General features: G+C 72.1%; 14 protein-coding genes and 1 other RNA gene. 11 read left to right on the forward strand and 4 right to left on the reverse strand.

The window, feature by feature from the left end; genetic code table 11:
- The first annotated feature begins 2 nt into the window (after positions 1 to 2).
- Positions 3 to 245 carry a hypothetical protein gene (locus tag OG252_RS35310; protein WP_329341244.1) on the forward strand — a complete coding sequence of 81 codons (243 nt, stop codon included), beginning with the start codon at positions 3 to 5 and terminating at the stop codon, positions 243 to 245.
- Positions 238 to 1254 (forward strand): carbohydrate kinase family protein, encoded by a 1017-nt coding sequence (locus OG252_RS35315; protein ID WP_329341246.1) that lies wholly within the window; start codon positions 238 to 240, stop codon positions 1252 to 1254. Before OG252_RS35310 ends, OG252_RS35315 begins: the two co-directional genes overlap by 8 nt.
- 71 nt (positions 1255 to 1325) lie before the next feature.
- Here the strand turns inward: OG252_RS35315 and OG252_RS35320 are convergent, their stop codons facing one another.
- The gene (locus OG252_RS35320; protein WP_329341249.1) at positions 1326 to 1496 is read right to left on the reverse strand and encodes a hypothetical protein; all 171 of its coding nucleotides are present in this window, start codon (positions 1494 to 1496) and stop codon (positions 1326 to 1328) included.
- A 98-nt stretch (positions 1497 to 1594) separates the two neighbouring features.
- Positions 1595 to 2812 carry a hypothetical protein gene (locus OG252_RS35325; protein ID WP_329341251.1) on the reverse strand — a complete coding sequence of 406 codons (1218 nt, stop codon included), beginning with the start codon at positions 2810 to 2812 and terminating at the stop codon, positions 1595 to 1597.
- Between the two features lie 188 nt (positions 2813 to 3000).
- Here OG252_RS35325 and OG252_RS35330 point away from each other — a divergent pair, with 188 nt between their 5' ends.
- Genes OG252_RS35330 through OG252_RS35340 form a run of 3 tightly spaced genes read left to right on the forward strand, consistent with a single transcriptional unit; the run spans position 3001 to position 6030 of the window.
- Positions 3001 to 3867, forward strand: coding sequence for a Nif3-like dinuclear metal center hexameric protein (locus OG252_RS35330; protein WP_329341254.1), 867 nt, complete (start codon positions 3001 to 3003; stop codon positions 3865 to 3867).
- A complete protein-coding gene (locus OG252_RS35335; protein WP_329345260.1) occupies positions 3864 to 4607 on the forward strand; it encodes a zinc ribbon domain-containing protein in 744 nt (247 codons plus the stop codon). The genes OG252_RS35330 and OG252_RS35335 overlap by 4 nt, the downstream gene beginning before the upstream one ends.
- Before the next feature lie 55 nt (positions 4608 to 4662).
- Positions 4663 to 6030: a bifunctional RNase H/acid phosphatase gene (locus OG252_RS35340; protein ID WP_329341256.1), complete on the forward strand. Its 1368-nt coding sequence runs from the start codon at positions 4663 to 4665 to the stop codon at positions 6028 to 6030.
- Between the two features lie 17 nt (positions 6031 to 6047).
- Here the strand turns inward: OG252_RS35340 and OG252_RS35345 are convergent, their stop codons facing one another.
- Positions 6048 to 6671, reverse strand: a complete 624-nt coding sequence (locus tag OG252_RS35345) for a bifunctional 4-hydroxy-2-oxoglutarate aldolase/2-dehydro-3-deoxy-phosphogluconate aldolase (protein WP_329341258.1) — start codon at positions 6669 to 6671, stop codon at positions 6048 to 6050.
- Positions 6672 to 6754: 83 nt separating this feature from the next.
- Complete coding sequence (yaaA, locus tag OG252_RS35350; RefSeq protein ID WP_329341260.1) at positions 6755 to 7537, reverse strand: peroxide stress protein YaaA; 783 nt, start codon at positions 7535 to 7537, stop codon at positions 6755 to 6757.
- 77 nt (positions 7538 to 7614) lie between these two features.
- Here yaaA and OG252_RS35355 point away from each other — a divergent pair, with 77 nt between their 5' ends.
- The 6 genes from OG252_RS35355 (at position 7615) to OG252_RS35380 (ending at position 12600) form a co-directional block, all read left to right on the forward strand.
- The gene (locus tag OG252_RS35355; RefSeq protein ID WP_329341262.1) at positions 7615 to 9060 is read left to right on the forward strand and encodes an RNB domain-containing ribonuclease; all 1446 of its coding nucleotides are present in this window, start codon (positions 7615 to 7617) and stop codon (positions 9058 to 9060) included.
- A gap of 160 nt (positions 9061 to 9220) precedes the next feature.
- Positions 9221 to 9790 carry a Uma2 family endonuclease gene (locus OG252_RS35360; RefSeq protein WP_329345262.1) on the forward strand — a complete coding sequence of 190 codons (570 nt, stop codon included), beginning with the start codon at positions 9221 to 9223 and terminating at the stop codon, positions 9788 to 9790.
- Between the two features lies 1 nt (position 9791).
- Entirely contained in the window at positions 9792 to 10616 is an 825-nt protein-coding gene (locus tag OG252_RS35365; protein ID WP_329341264.1) for an AraC family transcriptional regulator, read from the forward strand.
- An 18-nt stretch (positions 10617 to 10634) separates the two neighbouring features.
- Positions 10635 to 11582: a DMT family transporter gene (locus OG252_RS35370; protein ID WP_329341267.1), complete on the forward strand. Its 948-nt coding sequence runs from the start codon at positions 10635 to 10637 to the stop codon at positions 11580 to 11582.
- A gap of 18 nt (positions 11583 to 11600) precedes the next feature.
- An RNA gene (gene rnpB / locus OG252_RS35375) (RNase P RNA component class A) lies at positions 11601 to 12004 on the forward strand.
- A gap of 206 nt (positions 12005 to 12210) precedes the next feature.
- The gene (locus tag OG252_RS35380; protein ID WP_329341268.1) at positions 12211 to 12600 is read left to right on the forward strand and encodes a hypothetical protein; all 390 of its coding nucleotides are present in this window, start codon (positions 12211 to 12213) and stop codon (positions 12598 to 12600) included.
- Positions 12601 to 12678: the final 78 nt, after the last annotated feature.

Here is a 12678-nt window from a genome sequence, read left to right on the forward strand (position 1 = left end):
CCATGCCGACCGCCCTTCCCCGACCGGAGCACTCCTGGGCCCATCCGCTGCTGGGCGCACTGAGTGTGTTCGCCCCGAGCGTGAACGAACCGGACCCCGGCCCCCTCGTCCCCGGGGCGGTTCCATCCCCGTCCGACGCGGTCCCCGGCCCGGCCGCCGTGTCCGCCGACCTCGGCGCCGGACAGGGCGACCTGCTCACGGCCATCCTGTCCGTGCACCCGACCGCGCGGGCAACCGATGTCTGAGCAGCCCGTCATCGTCACCGGGTCCGTCGCCACGGACTGCCTGATGACCTTCCCCGGGAGCTTCACGGAACAGCTGCTGGCCGATCAACTCGCCCACGTCTCCCTCTCGTTCCTCGTCGACACGCTCGACATCCGCCAGGGCGGGGTCGGCGCCAACATCGCGTACGGACTCGCCCTGCTGGGTCTGCGGCCCGCGCTGGTGAGCGCCGTGGGTGCCGACTTCCAGCCGTACGCCGCGCGGTTGGGCGCGCTCGGCGTGGACCTCGCCTCCGTGCGCACGTCACGGACCCGGCACACCGCCCGCTTCCTGTGCACCACCGACCGGGACGGCAACCAGCTCGCCTCCTTCTACCCGGGCGCGATGGACGAGGCCGTGGAGATCGACCTCGCCGACACCGTGCGGCGCCTCGGCGGCACCGGAATCGTCCACATCGGTGCCGACCAGCCGGCGGCGATGCTGCGGCACACGGACACGGCCCGGGCGCTGGGCGTCCCGTTCGCGGCGGACCCCGCACAGCAACTGGCCCGCCTGGACGGCAGTGCCGTACGACGGCTCGTCGGCGGGGCGCGGTTCCTGTTCACCAACGCGTACGAACACGCGCTGCTCCTCGACAGGACGGGGTGGACCGAGGCGGAGGTACTGGCCGAGACGGACACCTGGATCACCACGTACGGCGCCAAGGGCTGCCGTGTCGACCGCGCCGGCATGCCACCGGTGGAGATCGCCGCCGTCCCCGCCCGGTCCGCCACGGATCCGACCGGCGTGGGGGACGCGTTCCGTGCGGGCTTCCTCGCGGCGACCGTGCGCGGCCTCGACACCGTGCGGGCCGCACAGGCCGGTTCGGCGCTGGCGACGTGCGCGCTGGAGAGCGTCGGCCCGCAGATGTACGGGGACGCCGTCGACCGGGAAACCCTGGAGTCCGCCCTCACCGCGGCCTACGGACCGCAGGCGGCATCGGTGGCCCGGACGCTGACAGAGGCGCGTGGGCGAGGGTCGGACGCGCCCTGACCCGAAGCGACGGTCCCCGGCATCTGTCGATGCCGGGGACCGTCGAAAGGAGCCGGGTGCCTGAGGCTTGGTCAGGCCGCGTTGTCGGCCTTCGTCTGCCCGACCGGCTTGCGGTGACGGCCGCGGGGGGCCGCCTGGGCCGCCTCGCCGTCGTGCTGCACCGAAACCGGACCCCGGTGCCGGCCGTGGCCGGTGGACTCCTGGACGTCGGCAGTGTGCTGGTTCGTGCTGGCGTCACTCATCGGAAAAACTCACCCCGTCAACATGATCTTTTGCTCACAGCCGGGCGAGTTTAACCGGCGGTCCGGGCCCCGAATCCAGGCAGGCACGCCAACCGCCACTACTTCGTTACAAGACGCCCCAACGGCGCTTCCTGAAGCGGCACAGGACGAAGCGCGACCGGGTTCGGAGGGTCCGGTTCCGACGGCTCGCCCGACGCCGTGTCCGACGTCGACCCGGCAGCCGTACCGTCCCGGACCGGACCCTCCGCCCCCGCGTCCCCCGCGTCCCCCGCCCTCCCCGTGTCCCCCGCTTCCCCCGAGGGCGCCGCCACCCGCGCCAACCCGCACGGCGCCTCCGCCGTCGCGTACGGCAGATGCAGCACCCCGTCCCCGGTCCACAGCCCGGCACCCGCCAACCACCCCTCGGGCGCCGGGAGATGATGCATCCGGCGCCGGGCGGGCCGCCACACGCCGACCCAGCTGCCGAGGGGGCCGTCGACCCGCAGCGCCACCGCGCAGCTCTCCGGCGTCAGCACCTGCCCGGGCTGGATGGCGAACGGCGTCACCGTGCAGTCGGGCACTCGCAGGCACTCCGGGAAGCGCACCGGAAGCATGCTGCCCAGCACCCCCCAGCCCAGCCGGTCCTGCCCCGGCGAGGGCGCGTCCGAACGGATCAGCAGCAGCCCGCTGTCCGGGTCGGCGAGCAGCAGCCGGTCGTCGCTGTCCGCCGCGATCTGCAGCAGCGGCGAGACCTCGCCACCACGCTCCAGGTCGACCACGACGGTCTTCGTGCGGCCGCCGACCTCCCGGTCGAGGGCCAGCATCCGCCCGGCGTGGTCCAGCCACACCCCGCCCGAACAGCGCCCCGGGATCTCCGCGAGGTGCTCAGGACCGAAGGCGCCGCCCGCCACCAGCCACACCGCGCTGGAGCGCCGCCCCACGGCGAGGCCGTACGCCCGCTCGCCGCCCGGCGCGGGCGGCAGCAGCCGCAGCCGACTGCCCTCGTCAGGGCACTCGACCGCGCCCAGTGGCAGCTCGCCGGTGCCGGGGCCGGTCGGGTACAGGAGCGAGAAGGTGTGCCGTCCGTCGGCCAGCCGCCGGATGAGGACCCGTCCGTCGCCCATCGGCTGGACCTCGGTGCCGGGCTCCTCCGGCTGGTTGCCGGGCAGCGGCACCGCGTACGGCTCGGGGCCGTCCAGCGTCCAGCGCTCCGGGAACCAGGAGTCGCCGTCCAGCGCGAGGCGGGCCGCGTAGGCGCCGTCCGCCGTGATGGTGCACTCCGGCCGCGCGGCACCATCCGCGTCGTCCGCCGCAGGCTCGATCGCACAGGCCGTCATCGTCTGGTCACCTCCGGCGACGAAGGTAGTTTTCGTACGCACGGACGTGGGACGGGCGGGCAGTCACTTCACACAAAGGTGTGGCCCAGGAACGATTCGCCTGAGGAACCCGGGGCGACTGTGCTGGGCGGGGCCACCGACGGCGGTACCGGTTCAGCGGGGGAGTACAGACAGGTAGCCTTTTGCTCGTGCCCCGTCTGTCTGAAGTCATCACCGCGCTGGAGAACCTGTGGCCCGCCGCGCGGGCCGAGTCCTGGGACGCGGTCGGCACCGTCGTGGGCGACCCCGACCAGGAGGTCACGCGCGTCCTCTTCGCCGTCGACCCGGTCCAGGAGATCGTCGACGAGGCGCTGAAGCTGGGAGCCGACCTGCTGGTCACCCACCACCCCCTCTATCTGCGCGGTACGACGACGGTCGCGGCCTCCACCTTCAGGGGCCGCGTGGTGCACACGCTGATCAAGAACGACATCGCGCTGCACGTCGCCCACACCAACGCGGACAAGGCGGACCCCGGCGTCTCCGACGCCCTCGCCGGCGCGCTCGACCTCCGTGTCGTACGTCCCCTGGTGCCGGACCCGGCCGATCCGTCCGGCCGCCAGGGCCTCGGCCGCATCTGCGAGCTGGACCACCCGCTGTCCCTGAGGGACTTCGCCGCCCGCGCCGCCGAGCGGCTGCCCGCGACCGCGCAGGGCATCCGGGTGGCCGGCGACCCCGAGGCCGTCCTCCGCACGGTCGCCGTGAGCGGCGGCTCCGGCGACAGCCTGTTCGAAGACGTCCGCGCGGCCGGCGTCGACGCCTTCCTCACCGCGGACCTGCGCCACCACCCGGCGTCGGAGTTCATCGCGGATCACGCCCACAGTCCCCTCGCGCTGCTCGACGCCGCGCACTGGGCCACCGAATGGCCCTGGTGCGAGCTGGCCGCCGCCCAGCTCGACGAGATTTCCGACCGCAACGGATGGGACCTTCGCGTCCACGTCTCCAAGACGGTCACCGACCCTTGGACCGCCCACGCGGCGTCCGTCACCACCACCGAAAACCTGGGAGCCCCCAACTGAACGCCGCGCCTGCCGACCAGATCCGCCTGCTCGACCTCCAGGACCTCGACGTCCGTCTCCAGCAGATCGCCCACAAGCGGAGGTCGCTGCCCGAGCACGCCGAGATCGAGGCGCTGACCAAGGACCTGACCCAGCTGCGCGACCTCCTCGTGGCAGCGCAGACCGAGGAGAGCGACACCGCCCGCGAGCAGATCAAGGCCGAGCAGGACGTGGACCAGGTGCGCCAGCGCGCCTCCCGCGACCAGCAGCGCCTGGACTCCGGCGCGGTCACCTCGCCGAAGGACCTGGAGAACCTCCAGCGCGAGATCGCCTCCCTCGCCAAGCGCCAGGGCGACCTGGAGGACGTCGTCCTCGAGATCATGGAGCGCCGCGAGTCCGCGCAGGAGCGGGCCGCCGAGCTGACCGAGCGGGTCGCCTCCGTCGAGTCGAAGATCGACGACGCGACGGCCCGCCGGGACGCCGCTTTCGAGACGCTCGACAGCGAGGCGGCGACCGCGACGAAGGAGCGCGAGGTCCTCGCCGGCGTGATCCCCGCCGACCTGATCAAGCTCTACGACAAGCTGCGTGCGCAGCAGGGCGGCGTCGGCGCGGCCAAGCTGTACCAGCGCACCTGCCAGGGCTGCCGCCAGGAGCTCGCGATCACCGACATCAACGAGATCCGCTCGGCGGCGCCCGACACGGTCGTCCGCTGCGAGAACTGCCGTCGCATCCTGGTGCGTACGTCCGAGTCGGGTCTCTAGGACTTCGGGGCTTCGGGGCGTCGGGGCTTCGGGGATTCGGTAAGGGGTTTTGGGCGTGCGGGAGTTCATCGTCGAGGCCGACGGCGGGTCACGGGGCAACCCGGGGCCCGCGGGCTACGGATCCGTCGTGATCGACGCGGCGACGGGGGAGACCCTCGTCGAGGCGGCCGCGTACTTCGGCGTCGCCACGAACAACGTCGCCGAGTACCGGGGGTTGGTGGCCGGCCTGCGCGCGGCACATGAGCTCGACCCCACGGCCGAGGTCCACGTCCGCATGGACTCCAAGCTCGTCGTCGAGCAGATGTCGGGCCGGTGGAAGATCAAGCACCCTGACATGAGGCCGCTCGCGGCGGAGGCGGCACGCATCTTCCCGGCCTCCCAGCTGACCTACGAGTGGATCCCCAGGGAGCAGAACAAGCACGCCGACCGGCTGGCCAACGAGGCGATGGACGCGGGGAAGCGGGGGGAGCAGTGGTCGGCCGCGGCCTCCACGGCCGAGCTGGACGTGCGTGCGGCGAGGGCGGCGGCGAGGACGGTGGCTGCTCCTGAGCCGTCGGGTCCATCGGGTCCGTCCGGTCCGCCGGGGGACGCGGCTGCGGGGGCGGCGCGGGCGCGTGCCGCGATGGCCGCGCCCACTTCTTCCCGCCGCGGAGCGGCGGACTCTCCGGGCAGCGGAGCAGTGGAGTCTCTTGGCGGCGGAGCAACGAAGGCGGGTGTCGGTGTGGGCGCCGCGAAGGAAGACGCCGATGTGCGGGCCGCGCAGGTCGTCGCCTCGCCCGGGTGGGCGGCCGCCGACATGGGCGCGCCGGCCACCTTCGTGCTGCTCCGGCACGGGGAGACGCCGCTGACGCCCCAGAAGCGGTTCTCGGGGAGCGGCGGCAGCGATCCCTCCCTCTCCGACATCGGGCTGGAGCAGGCCGAGAGGGTTGCCGCGGCGCTCGCCCGGCGCGGCACCATTCAGGACATCGTCGCCTCGCCCCTCGCCCGTACCCGGGAGACCGCCGCGGCCGTCGCCGCCCTCCTCGGGCTCGAGGTGACCATCGAGGACGGGCTTCGCGAGACGGACTTCGGTGCCTGGGAGGGGCTCACCTTCGGCGAGGTGCGCGAGCGTTACCCGGACGACCTGACCAAGTGGCTGGCCGACCCGGACGCGGAACCCACCGGCGGCGGCGAGAGCTTCGCGGCGACCGCCACCCGGATCGCCGCCACCCGGGACAAGCTGGTCGCGGCGTACGCGGGCCGCACGGTCCTGCTCGTCACCCACGTCACGCCCATCAAGACGTTCGTACGGCTCGCCCTCGGCGCTCCGCCCGAGTCCCTGTTCCGCATGGAACTGTCGGCGGCCTCGTTGTCGGCGGTGGCGTACTACGCGGACGGCAACGCCAGCGTCCGGCTCCTCAACGACACGTCCCACCTGCGCTGACTGGAGAGTGCGGCTGACTAGAGGGCGCGAAGGCCCGCCGCCGCGCGGGCCAGCTCCTCGATCCGCCCCCAGTCCCGCGCCGCCACCGCGTCGTCCGGGATCATCCAAGTCCCGCCCACGCACCCCACATTGGGGAGCGACAGGTACTCGGCCGCGTTGGCCGGACCGATCCCGCCGGTCGGGCAGAAGCGGGCCTGGGGAAGCGGCCCGGACAGCGACTTCAGATACGCCGTCCCGCCCGCCGCCTGCGCGGGGAAGAACTTCATCTCCCGCACCCCGCGCTCCAGCAGCGCCACGACCTCGGACGTGGTCGACACCCCCGGCAGGAACGGCACCCCGGACGCCCGCATCGCCTCCAGCAGTACGTCCGTCCAGCCCGGGCTGACGAGAAAACGCGCCCCCGCCGCCACCGACTCCGCCACTTGCTCCGGCGTCAGCACGGTCCCCGCACCCACCACCGCATCCGGCACTTCCCCGGCGATCGCCCGGATCGCGTCCAGCGCGACCGGCGTCCGCAGCGTCACCTCGATCGCGGGCAGCCCTCCGGCGACGAGCGCCCGGGCGAGTGGCACGGCGTCGGAGGCGTCCTCGATGACGACGACGGGCACGACGGGGGCGAGGTCCAGGAGGGAGGGGGCCATGGCGTCATGCTGCACGCGGCGTGCAGCATACGCAAAGACTGTTGCACATGCTGCAACAACCTGCCGCGGCGTCGCGTGGGTGCTCAGTGCACCTCGTCCACCAGCACATCCAGCGCCCGCGCGGCCCCCGCCCTTCCGGGCGCCGCCGCCTCCACCTCGTACCCCAGATCCCGCAGCGCCGTCACCAGCTCCGCCGGCCCCTTGGGCGAGATCCCGGCCGACAGCAGACTCCGTACGATCCGCCCCTTCGTCGCCTTGTTGAAGTGGCTGACGACCTTGCGGGTCGGCGCGTGCAGCACCCGTACCGTCGCCGTCCGCCCGGCGAGCTCGCCCTTCGGCTTCCACGCGGCCGCGTACGCCGAGGACCGCAGGTCCAGCACCAGCCCGGCCCCGGCCGCCTCGGGAAGCGCCGCCGCCATCGCCGTACGCCAGTGCCCGCCCAGCGCCCCGAGTCCGGGCAGCTTCACACCCATCGAGCAGCGGTAGGAGGGGATGCGGTCGGTCACGCGGACGGCCCCCCACAGCCCCGAGAAGACGAGCAGCGAGCGGGCGGCGCGCTTCTTCGCGGCGGCGTCCAGGGTCGCCAGGCCGAGGGCGTCGTACAGCACCCCCGTGTAGACCTCCCCGGCGGGCCGCGCCCCCGCCGTCCGCAGCTCCACGTTCTTCGCGACCTCGCCCCGCAGCCCCTCGCTCAGCCCGAGCACCTCGCGCGCCTTGTCCTCGTCCCCCACGCACAGCTCGACCAGCTCGTCGAGTACGGCCTCACGGGCGGCGGTGAGCCCCGGCAGCGACAGCGACTCCAGCTTCAGCGGGGCGCCGCGGCCGGAGGAGGCCTTGCCTTCGGAGGGCGGCAGCAGGACAAGCACGGGATCGATCTCCTTCGGTTGAACTCCGGAACAGCGTACGGCGTGCCCCTGGGCCGCCCCCGCCCTACGCTCGACACATGCCCCGCCGCCACATCCGCGTGTCCGGCGCCCCCGAAGCCCCCCTCCGGGCCGCCCTCACCGCACTGCGCACCGAACTCGGCGTGCCCGAGATTTTCCCGCCCGAGGTGCTCGCCGGGGCCGAGCGGTCGACGAAGGCGCCCACCCTCCCTTCGTACGACGCCACCGACCTCCCCCTGTTCACCATCGACCCGCCCGCCTCCATCGACCTGGACCAGGCGATGCACCTGTCCCGGCAGGGCACCGGCTACCGCGTCCGGTACGCCATCGCCGACGTAGCCGCCTTCGTCGTACCCGGCAGGGCCGTGGACACGGAGGCCCACCGCCGGGTGACCACCCTCTACTTCCCCGACGAGAAGATCCCCCTGCACCCGCCCGTGCTCAGCGAGGGCGCCGCCAGCCTCCTCCCCGGCCAGATCCGCCCGGCCGCGCTGTGGACGATCGACCTCGACGCGGACGGCCGTACGCTCGCCGTCGACGTCCGCCGGGCCCTGGTCCGCAGCCGCGCCAAGCTCGACTACGCGGGCGTACAGAAGCAGATCGACTCCGGCACCGCCGAGGAACCGCTCGCGCTCCTCAAGGAGATCGGCGAGCTGCGGGAGGGCCTGGAGGTCGACCGCGGCGGGATCTCGCTCAACGTGCCCGAGCAGGAGATCATCGACCGGGACCACACCTACGAGCTGACCTTCCGCGCTCCGCTCCCCGCCGACGGCTGGAACGCGCAGATCTCCCTGCTCACCGGAATGGCGGCGGCGGACCTGATGATCGCCAACGGCACCGGAGTCCTCCGCACCCTCCCCGCCGCCCCCGACGGCGCGGTCGGCCGCCTCCGCCGTACCGCCCACGCCCTGCACATCGACTGGCCGCACCACGTCTCGTACGCCCAGCTCGTCCGCTCCCTCGACCCGCACCGCCCGCACCACGCGGCCTTCCTCCAGGAGTGCACGACCCTCCTGCGCGGCGCCGGCTACACACCCTTCCGGGACGGCCAACTCCCGGACATCACCACCCACGCCGCCGTCGCCGCCCCCTACGCCCACTGCACGGCCCCCCTGCGCCGCCTCGTCGACCGGTACGCGTCGGAGCTCTGCCTCGCGGCCGCCGCCGGCGAGGAACCGCCCGAGTGGGTCCTCGCCTCGCTCGACGTACTGCGCAAGGAAATGGCCGACGGCGCCCGGCGCGCGGGGGCCGTCGAGCGCGGGTGCGTCGACATCGTCGAGGCCGCGCTGCTCAAGGACCGGGTGGGGGAGGTGTTCGACGGCTGCGTGGTGGACGTGGAGGAGCGTCAACCCAGCGTCGGCACCGTGCAGTTGGAGTCCCCGGCGATCATCGGCCGCATCGAGGGCGGCGGAGCCGCGTTGCCGCTGGGGGAGCGGTTGCGGGTACGGCTCACGCGGGCGGATCCGGAACCGCCGGGGGCGAAAGTGCGCTTCGCGCCTGCCTGAACGCTGACGCCGCGGCAGCGTCAAGGACGCGGGCCCGGTGCCTGACGAGGGCGGCGGTCCTGTGCCACGATCGAGGGAACGGTTCCCGATCTCACGGACAGGTGATCAGCCGATGTCCCAGTCTGGCGAGCGACCGAAGGAGGGGCGTGACATGACTGCCATGGCCCATGAGCCGCTCACACAGGCGGAGGTCCTGCTGGAGGGCTTTCTCGCCCTGGACACCCCTGAGGGTTTCCGGGCCGAGTTGATCGAGGGGGAGATCGTTGTGACGCCGCCGCCGGACGGGGAGCACGAGCACTACATCAGCCGGATCGCGAAGCAGGTAATCCGGCGGTCCGGGACCGACATGGACTTCTCCGGGAACAAAGGCCTGAGGCTGAAGAGCGGGGACGCCTGCCCGAAGAACCACGTGATTCCGGACGTCACCTTCGCGCCCGCGCACCTGCTGCTCTTCCGGGGCGCCGATTCTTGGATGCCGTGCGAGGGCGTCGCCATGGTGGTCGAGGTGACATCGACCAAGCCGGTGGCCGACCGCGAGGCCAAGCGCCGCTGCTACGCCCGCGGAGGCGTCCCCTTCTATCTGCTCGTCGACCGCGACGCCTCCTCGATCACGCTGTTCAGCGACCCGGAGAAGGACGACTACCGCCAGCACTGCACCCTCCCCTTTGGCAAGCCGCTCGCCCTCCCCGAGCCCTTCGCCTTCGACCTGGACACAACGGACCTCCTCTGACATGCGTGAGCAGGCCCAGTGGACCAGGGCACGCCTAGGCCGCTGCGGCCCCCCGCTCGACCTGCTCACCGCCCGCTTCGACCGCCACGTCTACGCCTCGCACACGCACGAGCAGTTCAGCATCGGCATCTGCGTCGGCGGCTCCGAGGTCATCGACTACCGCGGCGACCACCTCCGCCCCGGCCCGGGCTCGATCGTCGTACTGGCCCCCGGCGAAATGCACACCGGCCGCCCCGCCGCCTCCGACGGCTACGCCTACCGCGCCCTGTACCCCGACCCCTCCCTCCTCACCGAAGGCACCCTCGGCGACGGCCTCCCGCACTTCCCCGAGCCCCTCCTCGACGACCCCGAACTGGCCGCCGCTCTCAGCCGCGCCCACACCGAACTGAGCGCCTGCCCCGACCCGTTGGAGACGGAGTCCCGCCTCCCCTGGCTGCTCACGGCACTGGCCCGCCGCCACTCCACGGCCCGCGCTTCTGACGACGCCCTCCCAGGCGCCGCCCACATCGCCCACGCCGTACGGGACCGCCTGGCCGACGAGCTCCTCGAACCCCCCTCCCTCGCCCTCCTCGCCGCCGAGCAGGGCCTGTCCCGCTACCAACTCCTCCGAGCCTTCCGTACGACGATGGGGATACCCCCGTACGCCTGGCTGGCGCAGCACCGAGTACACCGAGCCCGCGGACTACTCGACTCCGGACTGAAGCCGGCCGAGGTCGCGGGGTTGGTGGGCTTCGCCGACCAGGCCCACCTCACCCGCTGGTTCCGGCGGGTCCTCGGGGTCACCCCGGCGGCGTACCGCAACAGCGTTCAAGACGGCCGCCGCTGACCTGGCGAACATGGCCGCATGACTGCACGCGGCTGGTTTCTGTTCTCCCTGATGGGAGTGGTCTGGGGCATCCCCTACCTGATGATCAAGGTGGCGGTGGACGCCCCGCTGTCCCCGTCGATGGTGGTGTTCACGCGCTGCGCGCTGGGCGCGGCCTTGCTCCTGCCCTTCGCGATACGCCAGGGCGGCCTGCCCACCACCGTTCGGACCCACTGGCGCCCGATGCTGGCCTTCGCGTGCATCGAGATCATCGGCCCCTGGTGGACCCTGACCGACGCGGAACGCCACCTTTCCAGCTCGACAGCGGGCCTGCTGATCGCCGGCGTCCCGATCGTAGGAGTGGCCCTGGCCCGCTTCTTCGGAGACACGGAGAGGCTGGGGGTCAGGCGGGCAATCGGTCTCGGCCTGGGCCTGACCGGCGTCGGAGTCCTCACGGTCCCGCACCTGACCGGCGGCGACGCCCGCTCCCTGGCGGAGGTCCTGGTGACGGTGATCGGCTACGCGACGGCCCCCCTGATCGCCGCGCGCTACCTGAAGGACGTCCCGACCCTCCAGCTCATCGCCCCCTGCCTGGCCCTCGCGGCCCTGGTCTACGCCCCAGCGGCGGCGGTGACCTGGCCGTCGACGATGCCCACCCCCTCGGTCCTGGCCGCGCTGGCCACCCTGGGCGTGGTCTGCACCGCGGTCGCCTTCGTGGCCTTCCTGGAGCTGATCAAGGAGGTCGGCCCGACCCGCGCGACGGTCTTCACGTACGTCAATCCGGCGGTCGCGGTGGCAGCGGGCGCGATCTTCCTGGACGAGCGACTGACGGCGGGCATCGTGGCGGCGTTCACGCTGATCTTGGCGGGGTCGGTGCTGGCGACTTCGGCCGCGGCGCCGAGGCAGGGCGCGCGCCCTGCGCTGCGCAACCCCAGTGGCGAGCCGCCGGGCGCCCGGCCGGACAGAGGCGAGGCCCGCGCCCGGTAACATGGTCCACACGGCAGACGAGCCGGGCGGACGGCCGCGTGAAGTCCCTCAGGGGGCTTCCCGAGGAACGTCCGGGCTCCACAGGGCAGGGTGATGGCTAACGGCCACCCGGGGTGACCCGCGGGAAAGTGCCACAGAAAACAAACCGCCCAGCGCCTCGGCGCTGGGTAAGGGTGAAACGGTGGTGTAAGAGACCACCAGTGCCCAGGGTGACCTGGGCAGCTAGGTAAACCCCACCCGGAGCAAGGTCAAAAGGAGCGCCGTAAAAAGCGCTCTGCGCGGACGTTCGAGGGCTGCCCGCCCGAGTCCGCGGGTAGACCGCACGAGGCCGGCGGCAACGCCGACCCTAGATGGATGGCCGTCTCCCCGGCCGCCGCGAGGCGGTCGGGCGACAGAACCCGGCGTATAGCCCGACTCGTCTGCCGCTGGGGTTCTGGCCTTGGCTTATGGCCCGGGTGGAACCCTAGCTGTGTCTGGGCGCTTCCCTTCTCTATCTGTAAGCTCCCAGAAGTTCCTACCTGCAACTCGACCCTGTTTATGGCTCTGTAGGGGCGCTTGACTCCACACAACCTATTGTGTCTCGATCTCTTCTGCTGCCTTTGTGCATGTGCCGCTACTGTGCGTTCCCATGGGGAAAGCTGTGCGTCTGTACTGGGGATACATCGCGGTTGCAGCTCTCATCGTCGCGTGGAGCCAGCGGTGGTCGTTACCAATCATTGTTGCTCTGTCGGTCGCAGTCTCGGCCTACGCGTCCTTCCAGGTGCCGGTCTGGTGCGGAGCGGTCAACCGAGACGGGCGCACCTACTGCCGTAATAACGCCTACGGCATTCTGATGGGGTGTCGGAACCGCCAGCATCGTTGGCAAAAGCTGAAGATGATCGTTCTGCGCAGCAAGGTGGGAGACGTGGGCCGTGCGGTCTTCCCGACGCCGAAGGAAAAGTTCAATGCCCTCCTGGCTGTGGGAGGCCTACTTTCGGCTATTGCAGCAGTGATCGTTCCTGCTGTGACGGGCGGGTGAAAGTCAGTCCTACATCCACCACCCACCGCACCCCCAGATCCCACACCGCCTCTGATGAGGCGGCATCGACACCGGACG

It is taken from the genome of Streptomyces sp. NBC_01352 (genome assembly GCF_036237295.1).
In the GTDB taxonomy this organism is placed as follows: domain Bacteria; phylum Actinomycetota; class Actinomycetes; order Streptomycetales; family Streptomycetaceae; genus Streptomyces; species Streptomyces plumbiresistens.